We start from the raw sequence: 14,387 nt of genomic DNA on the forward strand, positions 1-14,387 counted from the left end.
TTGCTGCCATCCGCGATGCCCAACCGCCTGGTCATCGGGGGCCCATATCGCTGGATTCGTAATCCGATGGCGGTCGCGGGCATTGTCCAGGGCGCCGCGATCGGCGTCATCCTGCAGTCCTGGCTCGTTGTCGCTTCCGAGGTCGTGGGCTCGCTGCTGTGGAACTACGCCATCAGGCCAAACGCTCTCGCCGCGCTGCCGGCCCGCGCCGGCTCGACGGCATCCGCACTGGGACTCGGAGTTCCGAGTGGAGACGCCCGGCGTTTCCGCTCACCAATAAAAGTGATTTGACTCACATGCTACTCTGCAATATCCTGTTGTTAGCGCTAACAAGTATGAGGCGGAACTTGGCTTCCGGCACGCAACCGACCTCCGCTCCTGCCTGTTGGCAGCTCTTCAGATGTCCAGGGCTCGGGCCCTGCACATCAAGGCAGTACCGCTCTACCGGCAAGCGCAGACGCCTGCCGACCCAGCAGCACTTCGCGGACCAGCTTCCGCGGGAGGAGAAATCGTGAGAATTAGGAAATTCCTGGGCGCAGTCGCCGTCGTCCTCGCAGTCACTGTGGGTGCCACAGGGTGCGGAAGCCGGGGCGGAACAGCCACCTCGGAAACCACTGCGAATCCCAGTGAATCCCTGGTGGGTATCTCGATGCCCACCCAGACGTCCGAGCGTTGGATCGCCGATGGCGGAAACGTGGAAAAGTCCTTGAAGGGACTTGGTTACAAGACTGACCTGCAGTTCGCCAACGACGACATCCCCACGCAGGTATCGCAGATCGAGAACATGCTGACCAAGGGTGCCAAGGCGCTCATTGTCGCCGCCATCGACGGCACCACCTTGACCGATGTGCTCGCCAAGGCAAAGGAACAGAACGTCAAGGTCATCGCCTACGACCGCCTCATCAACGGCACCCCGAACGTTGATTTCTACACCACGTTCGATAACTACACGGTGGGCGTGCAGCAGGCAACATCGCTGCTGACCGGGCTGGGCCTGGTTGATGCCAGCGGCAAGAAGGTGGAGGGCAAGGGCCCGTTCAACGTTGAGCTTTTCGCCGGCAGCCCGGATGACAACAACGCCAACTTCTTCTGGACCGGCGCCATGGACACGCTGAAGCCGTACCTGGACGCCGGAACACTCAAGGTCCCCAGCGGCCAGACCAAGTTCGAGCAGGCAGCCATCCTGCGCTGGCAGGCCCCCGTTGCCCAGAAGCGCATGGAGGACATCCTCACCGCGGCCTACAGCTCCGGGACCAAGCTCGACGGCGTGCTCTCCCCCTATGATGGCCTCTCCATCGGCATCATCTCGGCTCTGACCAGCACCGGCGGCTACGCCAAGGGCGACCTGCCGATCGTCACGGGCCAGGACGCTGAGAAGGGCTCCGTGAAGTCCATCATCGCCGGTGAGCAGTACTCCACCATCTTCAAGGACACCCGCCAGCTGGGTTCCCAGGCAGTGAAGATGGTGGACGCCCTGCTGAAGGGCCAGGAGCCGGAGGTCAACGACACCAAGACCTACAACAACAAGGTCAAGGTGGTTCCGGCCTACCTGCTCAAGTCCGTGATCATCACTGCGGAAAACAACAAGAAGGAACTCATCGACTCCGGCTACTACACCGACGCCGACGTCAAGTAACCATCTTGCGGGGTTGCGGCCGGCCGCACGGCCTGGCCGCAACCCCTTCCCATAGGCCCTGCAGCCGCAGGCCGGTCCAGTTTTCCAACCAGTCAGTGGGAATTGACGATGAACACACCCATTCTTCAAATGCGAGGAATCACCAAGACCTTTCCGGGCGTGAAGGCCCTGCAGGATGTCACCCTTGACGTGAACCGGGGCGAGGTCCACGCCATTTGCGGAGAGAACGGGGCGGGCAAATCCACCCTGATGAAAGTCCTGTCCGGGGTCTACCCGCACAACTCCTTCGACGGGGACATCCTCTTCGAAAACGAGCCCTGCAACTTCTCCAGCATCAACGACAGCGAGAAACGCGGCATCGTCATCATCCACCAGGAGCTCGCGCTGAGCCCCTACCTCTCGATCGCCGAAAACATCTACCTCGGAAACGAGCAGGCCAAAAACGGCTGGGTGGACTGGCGGAAGACCAACCTGGAGGCCGCCAAACTGCTGGCCAGGGTGGGCCTGAGCGAAAACCCCATCACTCCGGTCCAGCACATCAGTGTGGGCAAGCAGCAGTTGGTGGAAATCGCCAAGGCGCTCTCGAAGGAAGTCAAGCTCCTCATCCTGGACGAGCCCACAGCGGCGCTCAACGACGAGGACTCCGGCCACCTCCTGGACCTGATCCTGCATCTGAAGGGCCAGGGCATCACCAGCATCATCATCAGCCACAAACTCAACGAAATCCGCAAAGTCGCAGACGCCGTCACCATCATCCGGGACGGCAAAACCATCGAGACGCTCCGGCTCCATGAAGGCCAGATCACGCAGGAACGCATCATCCGCGGCATGGTGGGCCGGGACCTGGAAAGCCTCTACCCTGACCGGGAACCCAAGATCGGGGAGGAAGTCCTGCGGATCGAGGACTGGTCCGTCAGGCACCCCCAGGACCACACACGCATGGTGGTGCACAACGCCAGCCTCAACGTCCGCAAGGGCGAAGTGGTGGGCCTCGCGGGCCTGATGGGAGCGGGCCGGACCGAGCTGGCCATGAGCGTTTTCGGACGCACTTACGGCACGGCGATGTCCGGGAAGGTGTACAAGTACGGCAAGGAAATCAACACCTCCACGGTGTCCCAGGCGATCGGGCACGGGATCGCCTATGCCACCGAAGATCGGAAGCACTACGGCCTGAACCTCATCGAGGATATCCAGCGGAACATCTCCATGGCCGCGCTCCGCAAGCTGGTCAAGGGCGGCTGGGTGGACAAAAACCGGGAAACGGTGGTGGCTAACGGCTACCGCAAGAGCATGAACATCAAGGCGCCCTCAGTTGCTGCCATCACCGGCAAACTGTCCGGCGGAAACCAGCAGAAGGTGGTGCTGAGCAAGTGGATGTTCTCGGACCCGGACGTGCTGATCCTCGATGAGCCCACCCGCGGGATCGACGTCGGCGCCAAATTCGAGATCTACACAATCATCGCCAGGCTCGCGGCGGAGGGAAAAGCTGTCATTGTCATCTCCTCGGAACTGCCCGAACTCCTCGGCATCTGCGACAGGATCTACACCCTGTCGGCCGGCCATATCACCGGCGAGGTTCCCATCGCCGAAGCATCCCAGGAAACCCTCATGCACTACATGACCCAAGAGAAGGAATAGGACCATGTCCGCCCTACGAGAATCCCTCGGCTTCCTGACAAGCCGCCTCCGGCAGGTTGGCATCTTCGTTGCCCTGATCCTGATCGTCCTGCTGTTCCAGGTACTGACCAACGGCATCCTCCTGGAGCCGCAGAACGTCACCAACCTGGTGGTCCAGAACAGCTACATCCTCATCCTCGCCATCGGCATGGTCATGGTCATTATTGCCGGCCACATCGACCTCTCGGTGGGATCGATCGCTGGCTTCATCGGCGCCGTCGCCGGCGTCATGATGGTCCACTGGGGCTGGGCCTGGTGGCTGGCCATCCCGGCCTGCCTCCTGGTGGGAGCGCTCGTCGGGGCGTGGCAGGGATACTGGATCGCCTACGTCGGCATCCCGGCCTTCATCGTCACCCTGGCCGGCATGCTGATCTTCCGCGGCCTGACCTTGATCACCCTGAAGAACCAGCAGATCACCCCGTTCCCCTCCGAACTCCGCGCCCTGGGTGGCGGCTTCCTCCCGGACATCTCCGGGGGCACGTCGGTGCTGGAATGGCTGACCGTCATCCTGGGCGTCGGCGCCACGGTGGCGCTGCTTATCCAGGCGCTCAAGGAACGCCGGATCCGCAAGAAGTTCGACCTCGAAAACGAACCGATGGCCTGGTTCGTGACCAAGACCACCTTCGTTGCCCTGCTCATGCTGATCATCACGTTCCTCCTCGCGAGCTACCGGGGCACCCCGATCGTCCTGATCGTGCTGGCAGTCCTGGTGATCGTGTACACGGCGCTGATGAACAACAGCGTCTTCGGCCGCCACACCTACGCGATCGGCGGCAACCTGCACGCAGCAGAGCTGTCCGGGGTCAAGACCAAAGCCGTCACTTTCCGGCTCTTCGTCAACATGGGCGTCCTGGCGGCACTCGCAGGCCTGGTGTTCACGGCAAGGCTCAACTCGGCACAGCCCGCCGGCGGCACAGGCTTCGAACTCGACTCTATCGCCGCGGCATTCATCGGCGGCGCCGCAGTCCAAGGCGGCATCGGCACCGTGGCCGGAGCCATGATCGGCGGCCTGATCATGGGCGTGCTGAACAACGGCATGTCCATCCTGGGTCTCGGCACTGACTACCAGCAGCTCATCAAGGGGCTGGTCCTCCTGCTTGCTGTCGGCTTCGATATTTTCAACAAGAACCGCAGCGGTGGCGGCGGCAGCACCATCGGGAAGAGGTTCAAGTTCAGGACTTCCCCGCCGGCCACGTCGGAATCCCATGCACCCGCGGGGACGAAGGACCATGCGAAGGATCGCCCTGTCCCCGTTTCGGCGGTCAAGCCTGAGTAACCAGGAAACCCACCCCAACTATTAACAAGGAACCGATATGTCTACGCCCATAGACCGCATTGAGATAGATGTCGCCAGCCGGCACCTTTTGGACGAAGAGCTTGATGCTGCCGTCCGGCGCCTTCAGGAAGTCGCCCTCCTCACAGGCACGCACGGCATCCTGGTCACCCGTGTCGCCCCGGGCCGCTACACCGCAACGCTGTCAGATCAGGTTCCTTTCGGGATGACCCGCGAACAGGTTTCCTGAGGGCTGCCGGAACCGCCGCAGTTCCGGAATCAGGCGCCTCGCCGTCTCGTGATCCTAGGAGTCGGAATCTTTCCTGCGGATCTCGAAGAACTTATCTGACTTCAGAGCACCCGGCTTGGCCTTGTTGGCTTTGGACCATCGTGGGATCAGGATCGCGACGGCTGGTGCGTTGCGACACTCGCCGGATACGCGGACGATGATTCCATGAGCGGAAGTCCATGAGTCGAAAGCAGAGTCCAAACCGACGCCGGACCTGGATGATCGCTGCGGCGGCCCTTGCAGCGGTGGGGCTGGTGATTGGGCTTGTGCTGTTCAAGCCCTGGCTCCTCTTGTGGACGTGAAGGTGGATGAACAGCTCCCCATCGTGGCCAGCAGTCCAGCGCAAGCACAACCGACTCCGCCCTCACCCCTTGCGCCAACTCCGACGCCGGCACCAATACCTGCAGGCCCGGTGCAGCTTGCTGTGGGTACGCTGATCAGCCATGAACACGCCACCACGGGAACTGCCCGGATCGTCCAGCAGCCTGACGGCGCCAGGCTGCTCACGCTCGAAAACCTGGATACGTCCAATGGTCCGGATGTGCACGTCTGGTTAAGCGCCGCCCACGTGGTGGAAGGGACGGCCGGCTGGTTCACCGCCGGCTCCGCTGATTACTACGACCTCGGCCTGATCAAGGGAAATCAGGGCAATCAGGTTTACCGGATTCCCGCCGACGTTGACGTGTCGAAGTACCCGTCAGTTGACCCGTGGTGCGTTCAGTTCAGCGTGTCATTCGGTGCTGCCGAGCTGGTCACCTGAGACGGCATCTGGCAATGACCTGAGACGTGGCTGGCCGCCGCGTCCCCCAAGGAGCGCGGCGGCCAGCAACGACCATTTTTAGCACAATTTCAACGTAGCTTCCGTGTCACACGGCGAATACCGCGTAACGTCCCGGCAACGATCCCCGATCATTCCCGTCGGGGGTCAACGTTCGTGGCTGCGCCGGCAGCAGTGGCGCCACCTTCACCGGACCAGTCCTGGCCCTGGTTGTCATTGAATGCGGGGTCCGACTCAACGTCCGATGTCCCCAGGTTCACCGTTTCCGGGTGCGTGCTGTGGGCGGGAACGTGATCGCCCACCGCAGTACTGCCGGCCGCAGTACTGCCGGCCGCAGCGCTGCCAACCGCAGCGGTGCTGTAGGCACCCACCGAGGCGCCGACGTCGGACGTTTTGGACTTGCTGCTGCCGGACGCGGCGTCTTGGTGGACGGCGGAGCTGATGACTGTTCCCGCCCGGCGCGCGGCCTCACCCAGCTGGTCTGCCACGTCCGGAGCCTTCTCCTTGATGGCCTCCGCGGCGGCACTGACTTTGTCCTGAACGGGCTTGCTGTCCCAGATACTCGCCGCCCTGGCCCTGAGCTTGTCGTACGCTGTCCGGCCGGACCGGGATCCCAGGACGTAACCAGCCGCGATTCCAATACCTAAAAGAAGCTTTGATTTCATAGTGAACTCCTGCTCGTTGAGAAGGTGTCAGTCCCCGTCCGCTTGGCCGGGGACAGAAAACCGGCCCCGGGATGTCGTCCCGGGGCCGGTGTTCATGCCGGTAACGAAGTTAGCTGCGGACGCTGCGCTTCGTGACCATGCCGTAAACCAGCAGCACGATGATCGAGCCGGCGATCGCGAGCAACCAGGTCTGCAGCGAGAAGAACTCCTGCAGGCCGGTACCGAAAATCATTCCGCCAAGCCAGCCGCCGAGGAACGCACCGACGACGCCCAGGATGAGGGTGATGATCCAGCCGCCACCCTGCTTGCCCGGAAGGATCGCCTTAGCGATGGCGCCGGCAATAAGGCCAAGAATCAAAAATGCAAAGAAACCCATTTTGTCGTTCCTTCTTTCCTACATCAGGGAGGTGCCCGGATCCCGGGCACGCTTCATCCCTCTGCCCAATACTAATCATGCTTACTTTCTTTTCGCCACTCTGAATCCCCGCGGAAGGCCTGTTCGGGGCCTTCTCAGTGCCCTGTTGTGTCCGAATCGTTGCCGGCGCCGGGCCCCTCGTCCAGGATGGCAAGTTCCGCGAGATCCTGCCGATCCAGGGAGAAATCGAAGATGTCCAGGTTTTCCTGCATCCGCTCGGGATTTCCCGATTTTGGAATGACTACAAGTCCCTTCTCAATATGCCAGCGCAGCACCAGTTGAGCCGGGGTTTTGTCGTATTTTTCACCAAGCTGCGAAAGGAGGGGGGCGGTCAGCAGGCTTGCCCCCGACCCGCCCAGGGGGCTGTACGATTCCGTGACAATTCCATGCCCGGCGTTGAACTCCCGTTCCGCCTCGCGGGTGATCGCCGGGCTCAGCTGGATCTGGTTCACCGCAGGCACAACGTCGGTTTCGGCCAGCAGCCGTTCCAGGTGTGCCGGTTTGAAGTTGGAGACGCCGATGGAACGGACTTTGCCCTCCGCCTGCAGGCGCTCGAACGTTTTCCATGTCGAGACGAAATCATCACGGGCGGGGAGTGGCCAGTGGATCAGCAGCAGGTCCACGTAGTCCAGCCCCATGCGCGTCAGCGACCCCTCCAACCCCGCCACCGCGCGGTCCTCGCCTTGGAACTGGCCATCCAGCTTGGTGGTGACGAAGATTTCGCTTCGGTCCACGCCGCTTGCGCGGATGCCGTTCCCAACGCCTTCCTCATTGCCGTACTTCACTGCCGTATCGAGGTGCCGGTACCCGGCTTCCAGGGCCTGTACGACGGCGGCAGCAACCTGTTCGTCGTCCAGCGGCCAGGTGCCGAGCCCCAGCTGCGGAATTCTGTAGCCGTCATTGAGCATGATGAGCGGTGAGAGAGTCATTTCAACAGTCTGCCCCCAATCAGGCCGTCGCGTCTTGCTCTTTCCCGGGCTCCCAGCGCAGCAGGTCCCCGGGCTGGCAGTCGAGGACGTCGCACAGCGCCTCAAGCGTGGTGAAGCGCACGGCTTTGGCGCGGCCATTCTTGAGGACCGCCAGGTTGGCCGGAGTGATCCCGATCCGGTCGGCCAGCTCACCCACGGGCATCTTTCGCCTGGCCAGCATCACATCGATGTCAACGACGATCGGCATCAGATCACCTCGCCCAGCTCGGCGCGAAGGGTGTTCGCCTCAGCGTCGCGGGCCACGGCTTGGGCCAGCAGCGCCCGGAGTACGAGCACGATCAGGGCCACTCCTGCGATCAGCAGCGACGCCCCGCAGATCAGCAGCACAACGCCGGGGGCGGCGTCACCCGGCGCGAGCATCACGGCAAGCGCGAACACCAACACGGACGCAGCCGCAACGGCCCAGAAGATGACATCCACGTAGCGGAACGCGGCGTGCGAGAACACTGTTCCGCGCCGCACCATCGTCAGCAGGCGCCAGACACATACCAGGGTGACCTGGACGGCGGCGATGCCCAGGACCGCGAGCGCGAGGGCCAATATGCGCACGCCTGCGTTGGTGCCGGATTCCTCCAGGTCGGTGGACAGCAGCGGCACCATCCAGACCTGGACAAAGAGTGAGCCGGCGAGCGCAATCGCCAGCACGGCGCGCAGGGCGAGGGTGAGCAGCTTTCCCACGGGCGGCCTCCTAGTGTATCGAATAACAATGAAAGGCTATCGATATTCGATTTATCCGGCAAGCACTTGGCCAAGACGCGGCACCCGGTGTCCCAGTGCGACGGCGCGTTCCGCCGCTGCGGCGCTGATTACCCCGGTGCCGCTAGGAAGAGGATGCTCCGTGGTGCCACGGTGTCGGCCGCGGAATCCTATGGATTCACCATGCGTAGTCTTCCGGTGCCGGCCGGTGGCCCGGGAAGATGTCGTCGAGTCGCTTGAGCGCGTCGGCGGCGAGTGTCACGTCCAACGCCCGGATGCCGGCGTCGAGCTGTTCCTGCGTGCGCGGCCCCACGATCGGTGCGGTGACAGCAGGCTGGTGCAGCAGCCACGCGAGCGCGATGTCGCCGGGTTCGTGCCCCAGTTCGTCCGCGAGATCCTCGAACTGCTGGATCTGGTCCCGGTGCTGCTTGAGCGTTTCTGCGGCGCGCCCTTCGGTGCGCCGGACGCCGGCGCGTTCCTTCTTCAGGACGCCGCCCAGCAGCCCGCCCTGGAGCGGCGACCACGGGATCAGGCCCAGTCCGTACTGCTGTGCGGCGGGGATGACCTCCAGCTCCACCTCGCGGCGGAACAGGTTGTAGATGGACTGCTCGCTGACCAGCCCGGTGTAGTTCCGGCGGCGGGCGGCTTCCTGTGCCTGGGCGATGTGCCAGCCCGCGAAGTTGCTGCTGCCCGAGTAGAGGATCTTGCCCTGCTGGACGGCCACTTCGATGGCCTGCCAGATCTCGTCCCAGGGCGTGTCCCGGTCAACGTGATGGAACTGGTACACATCGATGTAGTCCGTCTGGAGGCGCTTCAGGCTGGCGTCCAGGGCGCGCCGGATGTTGAGCGCGGACAGCTTGGACTCGTTGGGGCGTTCGGTCATGGTGCCGTACAGCTTGGTGGCCAGGACGGTCCGTTCGCGGCGCTCGCCGCCCTTCGCGAACCAGCGGCCGATGATTTCCTCGGTCCAGCCCCGGTGTCCGTGTCCGCCATAGACGTTGGCGGTGTCGAAGAAGTTGATGCCGGCGTCCAGGGCCGAATCCATGATGCGGTGCGCGTCAGCCTCGTCGGTGTGCGGGCCGAAGTTCATGGTGCCCAGGCAAAGCCGGGAAACTTTCAGGCCCGAACGGCCCAGGTGCGTGTACTGCATACGGAGGGATCCTTCGCTGGTGGTTGGACGTGGCGGAACCCGGTGACCGAGCCCGCCGGAATCGGTGCCGGCAGGCTCGGTCAGCGTTGGCTACAGCTGTGTGAAAGCGGCGACGGCGGGATCGGAACCGATGCGCGCGCCCCGCTCGAGGGCGGTGATGGAGGCGAGCTCGTCATCGGTCAGCGTTAGGGACGCAGCCCCGAAGTTTTCGCGGATACGGGACGGGTTAACCGACTTGGGGATGACGATGTTGCCGGCGGCCAGGTGCCAGGCCAGGATCACCTGCGCCGTGGTGGCGTCGTGTGCCTTCGCAATGGCGGTGACGGCGTTTCCGTTGAGGTCCCCACCCTGCCCCAGCGGGCTGTAGGCCTCCACCGCAATCCCGAGGGCACGGCTTTTGGCGGCTAGCTTGGCCTGCTGGTAGCTGGGGTGCAGTTCAATCTGGTTCACGGCGGGTACGACGTCCGTGGACTCGAGCAGGGTGTCCAGGTGGTCGGAGAGGAAGTTCGAGACGCCGATGGCACGGATCGCCTTGGCGGCATACAGGGCCTCCAGTTCCTTCCAAGCCTGGACGTAGAGCCCCTGTGACGGGACCGGCCAGTGGATGAGGTAGAGGTCCACGAAGTCAAGATCCAGCGCCTCGCGGGTGTCCTGGAATGCGTCCCAGGCCCGGCCCTGATCGCCGTTGCGGAGCTTGGTGGTCACGAAGATCTCCTCGCGCGGAATGCCCGAGGCTGCGATGGCAGCGCCCACACCTGCTTCGTTGCGGTATCCCGCGGCGGTGTCGATGTGGCGGTAGCCGGCTGCCAGGGCATCCTCAACGATCCGCTGGGTGTCTTCCGGCGGAACCTGGAAAACGCCGAAGCCGAGCTGGGGGATAGTGACTCCGTTGTTCAGCGAGATTTCTGACATGGGTACTCCTCGTAGTGCTGAAGGATGGTTCCTGGCTCGGGATGCCCGGCAGGAAACCGCTTTCGGGAACTGCTCCGGTACGAGCCTATGCACTTTCGCGCCGATAGTCAGTCCTTGACCGTGTCCCTGTTTTTCCTAGGACCAGCAGTCCTACCTTCGTTGTGGGAAGTGCCTGGCAGGGCCATGCCGAATGGCTGAACAGTGATGGCCGCGCCCAAAGGACGCGGCCATCACTGTTCAGACCTTGGAAGGGTCAGCCTTCGTGGCGGAAACCGAGCTTGATCCGTACCTGCCAGTCGGCAACTTTGCCGTCTTCGAGGTGACCGCGGATTTCCTTGACCTCGAACCAGTCCAGGTTGCGCAAGGTCTTGGCGGCCTCGGCGATCCCGTTGCGGACTGCCGCGTCCACGCCTTCTTCGGAGGTGCCGACAATTTCAGTAATGCTGTACGTGTGGTTGGACAACTTCGCTCCTCGTGATCGCCTTCGATTCCCGGTTGCGGGCCGTTCTTGAACACTAGTGGCACTTCTGAAGCGTGGCCAGAGCCAATACTTCGGAGTGGACTCTGGTCAGGGCGCTTCGAGCACCAGGTTCTTGAGGTCATCCAGGGTCTGTTGCATGTGCAGGTCCATGGCTTCGCGCGACCTGCTCGGGCTACGCGATTCCAGTGCCTCGGCGATGTTCTGGTGGTGTCCGATGGCGTGCTCCTGGATGGTTGGCACGGCCGATGTTTCGGCCCGGCGCTTTTCCAGCACCCGGTGCAGCGGTGCGAAAAGGACCGCCACAAAAACGTTCTCCGAGGCGCGCAGGATCAGGTCGTGGAATGCCAGATCAGCCTCCACGAAGGCGGCGATGTCGTTGACCTTATGGGCGGCCCGCATCGCCGCTACATGGCCGAACAGCGCCTGGATGTCGGCGTCGCTGATCCGGGCCGCCGCGAGTTCGCACGCCCCGGTTTCAAGCATTCGGCGCAGTTCAATGAGCTGCACGGAGGCGGCGGCTTCGTTCTGTCCCTCTGACGCGGCGCGCAGGACAGCTTCCAGCGAAGCCCAACGGTTCAACGGGTTAACGAACGTGCCGCGGCCGCGTTCCACACTGAGGATCCGCTGCGCTTCCAGGGTCTTCATGGCCTCGCGCACCGTCATCCGGCTTACCTCGTGCCTGGCGCTGAGTTCCAGCTCGCCGGGCACGCTGGATCCTGGTGGAAAGTCCCCGGCAATAATCCGGTCCAGGAGTTCGTCGGCAACAACGCCCACCAATGATTTCCGTGCCATTACGTCCCCCTTGCGGCGTCGCCAGATATGTCTGACAAGTCTACTTGCGCGTTTGTATGTCCTGTGCCACACTATTTGAAATGTTAGATGTCAGACATCTTACAGTTACGTCAATACTTAGATTTCCACACAACGGAGTGCACTGTGACGCTTGAAGCAGACATCCTGGCCACCTTCCCGGCCGAAGTCAGGATTCCCGCCCGCCTGGTTGCCGACGCCGTCGCCGCGTCCAGCGCGGAGACCCCCCGGATGCTCGTAGTGCTCGACGACGACCCCACCGGTACGCAATCCGTTGCGGATCTGCCCGTGCTCACCCGCTGGGAAGTGGAGGACTTCATCTGGGCCTTTGGCCAGGCGAAGCCCGCCGTGTACGTGCTGACCAACACCCGCAGCCTGGACCCCGCAGAAGCCGCGGCCCGCAATGAGGAAGTGGTCCGCAACGCACTGGCCGCCGCCGGTTCCGCAGATGCCAGTGCCGGTTCGAGCCTGCGGCTGGGGTTCGTGAGCCGCAGCGACTCCACGCTCCGTGGCCACTACCCGCTGGAGCCCGACGTCATTGCGGCCACTGTTGCCGACGTCAGCGGAGAAGCCACCGACGGCGTTGTGCTGGTGCCGGCATTCCCCGACGCCGGCCGCGTGACCATCGGCGGCGTGCACTACATGCGCGGCACCGGGGACGCCGCCGGCAAGCTCACCCCCGTGGCCGAGACCGAATTCGCCAAGGACGCCAGCTTCGGCTTCGCCAACTCGGACATGACCAAATACGTGGAAGAGAAGTCGCAGGGCCGCTTCGCCGCGGAATCCGTGATTGTCCTGGACCTGAACATCATCCGGGCCTCTGCCGATCCGCAGATCACCGCCAAGGCCATCGCCGAGGCCATCGAGCCTGCCACCAACTCCACGCCGATCGTCGCCGACATCGTCACCGAGAACGATCTCCGCGCCCTGTCCCTGGGCCTGGAAGAAGCCGAACGGCGCGGCAAGAAGCTCCTCTACCGTGTGGGACCGCCGTTTGTCCGCGCCCGGATCGGCCAGGAAATCCGCACCGAGCTCACCGGCGCTGAAGCCTACGCCGGCAACACCCCGTCCGAGGCCGGCGGCCTGATCGTGGTGGGTTCCCACGTGGGCGTCACCACCCGCCAGCTCAAGGCCCTCACCGAACAGCACAGCGCCGCGCGCATTGTGGAGATCGACGTCGAGAAGCTAGTCGCCGCCGAAACCGAAACGGGCGCCGGGGACGCCCACCTCGACCAGACGGTTGACACCGTCGTGGAGGCACTCCGCGGGGGAGATGTCATCGTCCACACCAGCCGCCTGCTCATCAAGACCGAGGACGCCGCAGCGAGCCTGCGGATCGCGCGCACGGTGTCCGCCGCCGTCGTCGCCGTGGTGAACCGGACCCTCAAGACCTTCCCGCCGCGCTTCGTCATCGCCAAGGGCGGCATCACGTCCTCCGACGTCGCCGCCCACGGCCTGGAAATCCGCCACGCCATTGTCCGCGGTCCCATGTTGCCGGGCATCGTCTCCCTTTGGGAGCCGGTGGACGGCCCCGCCAAGGGCATCCCGTACATCGTGTTCGCCGGCAACGTGGGCGACGACCAGTCCCTCGCCGACGTCACCCGCAAGCTCAGCAACACTTTCTGACAGTCCCGCCAGTATTCAAGGAAGAACACCATGACCAGCAACTACACCATCACCGTCCTGGGCCTCGGCGCCATGGGCCTGCCCATGGCCACCCGACTGGCCAGCGAGCTCACCGTTCACGGCTTTGACATCGCCGAGCCGCGCCTGAAGCTCGCCGAAGAAGCCGGCATCCGCACCTTCGCCTCCGCCCGGGAAGCCTCCAAGGGCGCCGACGCCCTGCTCCTGGCGGTCCGCAACGGCGAGCAGCTCAACGATGTCCTCTTCGGTGAGAACGGCGTGGCTTCCGTGCTGGAGCCGGGCGCCGTCGTCATCCTGGGCAGCACCGTGGGCACAGAAGTCATCCCCGCCACCGTGGCACGCCTCGCCGAATACGGCGTTGAGCTCGTGGACGCGCCGCTGTCCGGCGGCCCCAAGCGCGCCGGCGAAGGCGACCTGCTGATCGTGGTCGGCGCTTCCCTCGAGGCCCAGGAGAAGGCCCGCCCGGCCCTCGAACTGCTGGCCTCCACGCTCACCGTGGTGGGCGACAAGCCCGGCGACGGCCAGGCCCTCAAGACCGTCAACCAGCTCCTCTGCGGCATCCACATCGCGGCCGCCGCCGAGGCCATGGCCCTCGCCGACGCGCTCGGCCTGGACCAGGCCAAGACCCTCGCAGCCCTCGAAGCCGGCGCGGCAGGTTCGTTTATGCTCTCCAACCGCGGCCCCCGCATCCTCGAGGCCTACACCGAGGAAGGCGCCGAGGTCCTGTCCCGCCTGGACATCTTCGTCAAGGACATGGGCATCGTGGGCAAGGCCACCCGCGCCGCAGGCCTGGCAGCCCCCGTTGCCGCCGCCGCGGAGCAGCTGTACCTCCTGGGCCAGGCCCAGGGCCTTGCCGCCGCCGACGATTCCGCAGTCATCAAGGTTGTCGCGCCCACCAAGCGCACCGCCTAGGCAGCCCGGCTAAAGCACCCCCAAAAAACGTACGACGACGGCGGTCCCCCCTCCGCCGTC

16 protein-coding genes and 1 pseudogene are annotated in these 14,387 nt (G+C 64.0%); 8 read left to right on the forward strand and 9 right to left on the reverse strand.

Annotation, left to right across the window (positions count from 1 at the left end):
* Positions 1 to 3: 3 nt before the first annotated feature.
* The 6 genes and pseudogenes from ASG77_RS17605 to ASG77_RS22705 all read left to right on the forward strand — a co-directional run.
* Positions 4 to 291, forward strand: a pseudogene (locus tag ASG77_RS17605) (methyltransferase); the annotation flags it as partial.
* A gap of 220 nt (positions 292 to 511) precedes the next feature.
* A complete protein-coding gene (chvE, locus tag ASG77_RS17610) occupies positions 512 to 1,636 on the forward strand; it encodes a multiple monosaccharide ABC transporter substrate-binding protein (RefSeq protein ID WP_056347889.1) in 1,125 nt (374 codons plus the stop codon).
* Positions 1,637 to 1,744: 108 nt separating this feature from the next.
* The gene (mmsA, locus tag ASG77_RS17615) at positions 1,745 to 3,274 is read left to right on the forward strand and encodes a multiple monosaccharide ABC transporter ATP-binding protein (RefSeq protein WP_056347892.1); all 1,530 of its coding nucleotides are present in this window, start codon (positions 1,745 to 1,747) and stop codon (positions 3,272 to 3,274) included.
* Between the two features lie 4 nt (positions 3,275 to 3,278).
* Positions 3,279 to 4,589, forward strand: coding sequence for a multiple monosaccharide ABC transporter permease (gene mmsB, locus ASG77_RS17620; RefSeq protein WP_056347894.1), 1,311 nt, complete (start codon positions 3,279 to 3,281; stop codon positions 4,587 to 4,589).
* Positions 4,590 to 4,626: 37 nt separating this feature from the next.
* On the forward strand, positions 4,627 to 4,836 hold the full coding sequence (locus ASG77_RS17625; protein WP_056347896.1) for a hypothetical protein: 210 nt from the start codon (positions 4,627 to 4,629) through the stop codon (positions 4,834 to 4,836).
* A gap of 463 nt (positions 4,837 to 5,299) precedes the next feature.
* Positions 5,300 to 5,635: a DM13 domain-containing protein gene (locus ASG77_RS22705; RefSeq protein ID WP_235564642.1), complete on the forward strand. Its 336-nt coding sequence runs from the start codon at positions 5,300 to 5,302 to the stop codon at positions 5,633 to 5,635.
* 149 nt (positions 5,636 to 5,784) lie between these two features.
* Here ASG77_RS22705 and ASG77_RS17635 read toward each other — a convergent pair whose 3' ends face one another.
* The 9 genes from ASG77_RS17635 to ASG77_RS17675 form a co-directional block, all read right to left on the reverse strand.
* Complete coding sequence (locus ASG77_RS17635; RefSeq protein WP_056347897.1) at positions 5,785 to 6,318, reverse strand: hypothetical protein; 534 nt, start codon at positions 6,316 to 6,318, stop codon at positions 5,785 to 5,787.
* A gap of 109 nt (positions 6,319 to 6,427) precedes the next feature.
* On the reverse strand, positions 6,428 to 6,694 hold the full coding sequence (locus tag ASG77_RS17640) for a GlsB/YeaQ/YmgE family stress response membrane protein (protein WP_056347899.1): 267 nt from the start codon (positions 6,692 to 6,694) through the stop codon (positions 6,428 to 6,430).
* Positions 6,695 to 6,828: 134 nt separating this feature from the next.
* Positions 6,829 to 7,662, reverse strand: a complete 834-nt coding sequence (locus ASG77_RS17645) for an aldo/keto reductase (RefSeq protein ID WP_056347901.1) — start codon at positions 7,660 to 7,662, stop codon at positions 6,829 to 6,831.
* A gap of 19 nt (positions 7,663 to 7,681) precedes the next feature.
* The gene (locus tag ASG77_RS17650; RefSeq protein WP_056347902.1) at positions 7,682 to 7,909 is read right to left on the reverse strand and encodes a helix-turn-helix domain-containing protein; all 228 of its coding nucleotides are present in this window, start codon (positions 7,907 to 7,909) and stop codon (positions 7,682 to 7,684) included.
* Positions 7,909 to 8,400, reverse strand: a complete 492-nt coding sequence (locus tag ASG77_RS17655; protein WP_056347904.1) for a DUF2975 domain-containing protein — start codon at positions 8,398 to 8,400, stop codon at positions 7,909 to 7,911. Before ASG77_RS17655 ends, ASG77_RS17650 begins: the two co-directional genes overlap by 1 nt.
* 196 nt (positions 8,401 to 8,596) lie before the next feature.
* Positions 8,597 to 9,568 (reverse strand): aldo/keto reductase, encoded by a 972-nt coding sequence (locus ASG77_RS17660; RefSeq protein ID WP_056347906.1) that lies wholly within the window; start codon positions 9,566 to 9,568, stop codon positions 8,597 to 8,599.
* A gap of 90 nt (positions 9,569 to 9,658) precedes the next feature.
* Positions 9,659 to 10,480 carry an aldo/keto reductase gene (locus ASG77_RS17665; RefSeq protein ID WP_056347908.1) on the reverse strand — a complete coding sequence of 274 codons (822 nt, stop codon included), beginning with the start codon at positions 10,478 to 10,480 and terminating at the stop codon, positions 9,659 to 9,661.
* Between the two features lie 253 nt (positions 10,481 to 10,733).
* Positions 10,734 to 10,943 carry a dodecin gene (locus ASG77_RS17670; protein ID WP_056347910.1) on the reverse strand — a complete coding sequence of 70 codons (210 nt, stop codon included), beginning with the start codon at positions 10,941 to 10,943 and terminating at the stop codon, positions 10,734 to 10,736.
* 105 nt (positions 10,944 to 11,048) lie between these two features.
* Positions 11,049 to 11,753: a FadR/GntR family transcriptional regulator gene (locus ASG77_RS17675; RefSeq protein ID WP_056347912.1), complete on the reverse strand. Its 705-nt coding sequence runs from the start codon at positions 11,751 to 11,753 to the stop codon at positions 11,049 to 11,051.
* Between the two features lie 144 nt (positions 11,754 to 11,897).
* On the opposite strand from ASG77_RS17675, the gene ASG77_RS17680 reads away from it, so the two are divergent.
* Together ASG77_RS17680 and ASG77_RS17685 are read left to right on the forward strand one after the other, a co-directional pair.
* Positions 11,898 to 13,397 (forward strand): four-carbon acid sugar kinase family protein, encoded by a 1,500-nt coding sequence (locus ASG77_RS17680; protein ID WP_056347914.1) that lies wholly within the window; start codon positions 11,898 to 11,900, stop codon positions 13,395 to 13,397.
* A 30-nt stretch (positions 13,398 to 13,427) separates the two neighbouring features.
* Entirely contained in the window at positions 13,428 to 14,327 is a 900-nt protein-coding gene (locus ASG77_RS17685) for an NAD(P)-dependent oxidoreductase (protein WP_056347918.1), read from the forward strand.
* Positions 14,328 to 14,387: the final 60 nt, after the last annotated feature.

The organism is Arthrobacter sp. Soil762 (genome assembly GCF_001428335.1).
Taxonomy (GTDB): domain Bacteria; phylum Actinomycetota; class Actinomycetes; order Actinomycetales; family Micrococcaceae; genus Arthrobacter.

Bases quoted from the DNA above. Each gene is read 5' to 3' on its own strand.
- mmsA (WP_056347892.1), top strand. From the start codon at position 1,745: ATGAACACACCCATTCTTCAAATGCGAGGAATCACCAAGACCTTTCCG.
- mmsB (WP_056347894.1), top strand. From the start codon at position 3,279: ATGTCCGCCCTACGAGAATCCCTCGGCTTCCTGACAAGCCGCCTCCGG.
- ASG77_RS17625 (WP_056347896.1), top strand. From the start codon at position 4,627: ATGTCTACGCCCATAGACCGCATTGAGATAGATGTCGCCAGCCGGCAC.
- ASG77_RS17635 (WP_056347897.1), bottom strand. From the start codon at position 6,318: ATGAAATCAAAGCTTCTTTTAGGTATTGGAATCGCGGCTGGTTACGTC.
- ASG77_RS17640 (WP_056347899.1), bottom strand. From the start codon at position 6,694: ATGGGTTTCTTTGCATTTTTGATTCTTGGCCTTATTGCCGGCGCCATC.
- ASG77_RS17645 (WP_056347901.1), bottom strand. From the start codon at position 7,662: ATGACTCTCTCACCGCTCATCATGCTCAATGACGGCTACAGAATTCCG.
- ASG77_RS17650 (WP_056347902.1), bottom strand. From the start codon at position 7,909: ATGCCGATCGTCGTTGACATCGATGTGATGCTGGCCAGGCGAAAGATG.
- ASG77_RS17660 (WP_056347906.1), bottom strand. From the start codon at position 9,568: ATGCAGTACACGCACCTGGGCCGTTCGGGCCTGAAAGTTTCCCGGCTT.
- ASG77_RS17665 (WP_056347908.1), bottom strand. From the start codon at position 10,480: ATGTCAGAAATCTCGCTGAACAACGGAGTCACTATCCCCCAGCTCGGC.
- ASG77_RS17675 (WP_056347912.1), bottom strand. From the start codon at position 11,753: ATGGCACGGAAATCATTGGTGGGCGTTGTTGCCGACGAACTCCTGGAC.
- ASG77_RS17685 (WP_056347918.1), top strand. From the start codon at position 13,428: ATGACCAGCAACTACACCATCACCGTCCTGGGCCTCGGCGCCATGGGC.